The organism is Luteibacter sp. P4_D7_3, assembly GCF_056401735.1.
Map to the genome: position 1 here is coordinate 1 of NZ_JBFUIT010000308.1, position 4,615 is coordinate 4,615.

The window sequence follows — 4,615 nt, forward strand, 5'->3', positions numbered from 1 at the left end:
GCGTGGTGCCAGTGGTGGAAGTCCGGCGTGACCACGACGTACTTCAGCGGACCCCAGGGCAGGTGCACGTTGGCGTGGTTGAACACCGCCTGGAAGCCGACGACGATGATGTATGCATTCATCACCGCCTCGCTGAAGCCGAGCACATAGAGTGGCGCCAGCACGCAGACGCGGGTGAAGATCAGTTCGAGCATGTGCTGGCGCGATCCGGCCAGCCAGTCCATGGTCTTCACGCTGTGGTGTACGGCATGGAAGCGCCAGAGGAAGGGGACTTCGTGGTACGCGCGATGCGTCCAGTATTGCGCCATGTCGGCGACGAGGACGCACAGCAGTAGCTGTGGCACGAACTGGATGCCGGCAATCATCTGCTGGAACTTGCTGCTCACCAGCCAGCCGAAGGCATGGTGGATGAGGAAATTCACGATCAGCAGTGCCAGACCCACGATGAAGTGGTTCACGGCGAAATGTTTCATGTCGGTCTGCCACTCGAAGCGAAAGACGCTCTGTCCGCGGTAGAGCGGAAAGAGCTTTTCGATCACCACGAACAGGACGGTCGAGCCGAGCAGGTCGAGAATGAACCAGTCCAGGCCGATATACGGCGTGTGATCGGGGAAGGCCCCCACCGGCACGCGTGAGCCGCCCAGCGCGACCGCGGCGATCACCATGATGAAGGCCGCGATGTTGAGATTGCGCTTGCGGCCGAGGATGACGTTCGCAAGGGCGAGGCCACCGGCGACAAGCAGGCCACCGAGCAGGGCCTGGCGGAGCACGTCGACCGAATACTTGTGTCGCAGGTCCGGCGTGGTGAGGTACTGGGGGTAGTGGAAGGCGATGACCGCAAGCAGGCAGAGAAAGCCGAGCGACAGGGCGATAGCCGTACTCACCATGGCCTTGGCCGGAGACAGCCCGCCGCTCTTGTGTAGCAGGTCGCGGGTTTCGTCCACCACCGCCTCGGCCCGCCTGACAGGCGCCGTGGCGACGCGGCGGGCAAAGTTGCGCTTGATTCCCTTGCTCATGGTGTCCGTCCCGATGGATTGAACGACATCGTAGCAACTTGTGTCCCGACCGGTCTGTTGGCCGGCCCCGGAGGGTTTAAGCTGGCCGCATCCGACCCCAAATCCGGGGTTACCCCGAATTCCTACCGGCAGACCTGATGGACTCCCTGATTTCCCTCGCCGAACGTCGCCTGCTCACCCCCGGCGGCCTTGCTTCCACGGACCTGGATCGCGTGTTTTCCCAGATCATGGGGCCCTCGATCGACGCGGCCGATCTCTATTTCCAGCATTCGCGCAGCGAGTCCTGGGTGCTGGAGGAGGGCATCGTGAAGGACGGCAGCCATTCCATCGAACAGGGTGTCGGCGTCCGCGCCATCTCGGGCGAAAAGACCGGCTTCTCCTATTCCGACGAAATCGTCCTGCCGCAGCTGCTCGAAGCCTCGCGTGCGGCCCGGGCCATCGCCCAGGGCGGCGCCGGTGCGGGCAAGCCGCTGGCGATTACCACCGGTCGCGGTCTCTATCCGGCCATCGACCCGGTGGAGAGCCTGCCCAACGAAGACAAGATCAAGCTGCTGCGCGAAATCGACGCGTACGCGCGCTCTCGCGACCCGCGGGTCAAGCAGGTCGTGGTCAGCCTGGCCGCCACGCTGGACACCATCCTCGTCGCCGGCTCAGATGGCACGCTGGCGGCTGACGTGCGTCCGCTCGTTCGCCTCAACATCCAGGTCATCGTCGAGCAGAACGGCCGGCGAGAGCAGGGCCATTCGGGTGGTGGCGGCCGTTACGGTTATGGCGAGTTGATCGCCAACGGTCGGGCTCACGGCTTTGCCGACGAAGCCGTGCGTCAGGCGCTGGTCAATCTCGAGGCGGTAGACGCCCCGGCCGGTACGATGACCGTCGTCCTCGGTCCCGGCTGGCCCGGCGTGCTGTTGCATGAGGCGATCGGACACGGCCTCGAGGGCGACTTCAACCGCAAGGGCAGTTCGGCCTTCACCGGCCGCATTGGACAGCGCGTCGCCGCCGAAGGCGTCACCATCGTCGACGACGGCACGCTGCCTGGCCGCCGCGGTTCGCTCAGCATCGACGACGAGGGCACGCCGACGGAGTGCACCACCCTGATCGAGAACGGCATCCTCAAGGGCTACATGCAGGACAAGCTCAACGCACGGCTGATGGGCGTGAAGTCCACCGGTAACGGTCGCCGCGAGTCGTTCGCCCAGCTACCGATGCCGCGGATGACCAATACCTACATGCTCGCGGGTCATCGTGAGCCGGAAGAAATCATCCGCTCGGTGAAGCGCGGCCTGTATGCCGTGAACTTCGGTGGCGGGCAGGTCGACATCACCAACGGCAAGTTCGTCTTCTCGGCGAGCGAGGCCTACCTCATCGAAGACGGCAAGGTGACGCGTCCGGTCAAGGGCGCGACCCTGGTCGGCTCCGGCCCGGAAGTGCTCACCCGGGTCTCGATGATCGGCAACGACCTCAAGCTCGACGAAGGCGTTGGCGTATGCGGCAAGGACGGGCAGAGCGTCCCGGTCGGTGTCGGCCAGCCGACGCTGCGGGTGGACGCCATGACGGTCGGCGGCACCGCGTCCTGAGGGCCCGATCAAAAAATTACGATGGCATCGTAATTGCTTGCGAGTAGGGATATCAGCGTGACGGCGCCCGCGCCGTCAAGATCCCGACGCCCTGGGCAGGCGTTCTCAAGGAGAGAACCTCGTGGCAACCAATACCATCAATCTCGGCTCGAGCTCGATCGACGTCGCCGGCATCGTCAAGAATCTATCGGACAACAAGCGCAAGGCGACGGATAAGGCGCTGGCGAAGCTGGAAGATACGAACAAGACGAAGATATCCTCGGTAGGCAACTTCACTGCGTCGCTGACGAATCTGCAGAAGGCGATCAAGTCCCTGTCGGATGGCTCGGCCTTCAAGGCGCACAAGACCTCGATAAGCGAGCCCACCGTGCTCTCGGCCGTGGCCGACCCCGATGCACGTGCCAACAACTACAGCATCGAGGTGACCAGGCTGGCCGCTGCCCAGAAGACCACCTCCGTGGCGTTGGCCGGCGGCAAGGCGGCGGTGGGCACGGGCACGCTGACGATCGCTATCGGCGCCAGGTCGATGACCCTCGACGTCAAACCGCCGGCGAACTCGTTGGAGAACATCCGCGACGCGATCAACAAGGCGCAGGGCAATCCCGGTGTCACGGCCAGCATCGTCACGGGCACGGACGGTGCGCACCTGACGTTGACCTCAGCCTCGACCGGCAAGCAGAACGCATTCACGGTGTCCGCCAACGGCGACGCGGATCTCTCGCAACTCGCCTTCGACCCGGCGAAGGACACCGCGATCACCGCGGCGCAGGATGCCGAGTTCACCATCGACGGTAATACCAAGGCGACGAGTCCGACGAACACCGTCGCGTCGGCGATCGACGGCGTGACGCTCACGCTGACCAAGATCGGCACCAGCACGGTCGACATCCAGACCGATTCGAGTGCCGTCGCCACCAGCCTGAACTCGCTGGTCACCGCATACAACCAGTTCATCTCGACCTACCAGGCGCTGACCAAGTACGACCAGACGAACCAGCAGGTCGGCGCGTTGATCGGCGACGCCACGGTGACGTCCATCAAGAGCCAGATCTCCACGCTGGTCGGTTCGAAGACATCGGGGAACGCGGCAGGCCCGCACTCGTTGAGCGATCTCGGCGTGGCGTTCCAGCTCAACGGAACGTTGAAGTTCGATGGAACCAAGCTGACGAAGGTGCTCGCCACCTCTCCCGCGGAGACCCAGGAACTCCTCAGTGGCTCGCAGAGTGCCACCGTGAAGCTGGACAAGTTGATCACCGACTGGACCTCGACGAACGGCATCCTCAGTCAGCGCACGGCCAACCTCAACGCGCGCACCAAGGATATCGACAAGAAGCAGGCGAACTTCGAAATCACGATGCAGTCCTTCGTCGACCGCACCACGAAGCAGTTCACTGCGCTGGATACCATGATGACCAAGCTCGGTAGCACCAGCAGCTACCTTCAGCAGCAGTTCGACGCCTTGTCGAAGAAGTGATGAGCACCGCGAGATACCTCGATAGAGGGATGTCGCGATAGCTCAGCACGATGAGGGAGAATCCTCTTGGCCGATTCTATCCAGTGTCGTACAAATATGACCTGCGTCACGGAACGCGAGCGTATGGTGGCGAAAGTCCTTGATAGGTGACCGCAAGGTATTGTGACTGTCATCAGTCAAGCGGATGATCCGCCGGCAGACAGCGTATGGACGGCTAAATCCCTCCACTCACCTCGTATCGACAGCAGTACAGCCGGCAGCTCCTCCCGCCGGCTCGTGCCGTCGTGCGTGTTGCGAACGCGCTGTCCCTCAGCGGCTCTCACAGGGGGACCCCTACCCAATGAAGACACACCCGATACTGCAACGCGGGGCGAACGGACGAGGGCGGCTGGCAAGCCTGCTCGCGGCCGTACTCCTTGGCGCGACGATGACCGCGCAGGCGGTCACCCTCGCGCCATCGGATCGCCAGGACATCAATCTCGGCGCACGACCCTGGAAATACACCAAGCAGGCCGTGCAGAACCCGAATGACCCGGTCGTCTACGCAC

The 4,615-nt window shown here is 63.4% G+C and carries 4 protein-coding genes; 3 read left to right on the plus strand and 1 reads right to left on the minus strand.

Annotation, left to right across the window (positions count from 1 at the left end; genetic code table 11):
* Positions 1 to 1,016 (minus strand): sterol desaturase family protein (locus tag AC1DSN_RS18650; RefSeq protein WP_477332155.1); only part of this gene is annotated, 1,016 nt, incomplete at its 3' end.
* 137 nt (positions 1,017 to 1,153) lie between these two features.
* Between AC1DSN_RS18650 and tldD the strand changes: the two genes are divergently transcribed.
* The 3 genes from tldD to AC1DSN_RS18665 form a co-directional block, all read left to right on the plus strand.
* Complete coding sequence (gene tldD, locus AC1DSN_RS18655; RefSeq protein ID WP_063571135.1) at positions 1,154 to 2,593, plus strand: metalloprotease TldD; 1,440 nt, start codon at positions 1,154 to 1,156, stop codon at positions 2,591 to 2,593.
* A 121-nt stretch (positions 2,594 to 2,714) separates the two neighbouring features.
* Positions 2,715 to 4,067, plus strand: coding sequence for a flagellar filament capping protein FliD (fliD, locus tag AC1DSN_RS18660; protein WP_477295646.1), 1,353 nt, complete (start codon positions 2,715 to 2,717; stop codon positions 4,065 to 4,067).
* Between the two features lie 340 nt (positions 4,068 to 4,407).
* On the plus strand, positions 4,408 to 4,615 hold a 208-nt coding region (locus AC1DSN_RS18665; protein ID WP_477332157.1), incomplete at its 3' end, for a hypothetical protein.

Excerpts from the sequence above, each read along its gene's own strand:
- tldD (WP_063571135.1), top strand. The coding sequence starts at position 1,154 with ATGGACTCCCTGATTTCCCTCGCCGAACGTCGCCTGCTCACCCCCGGC.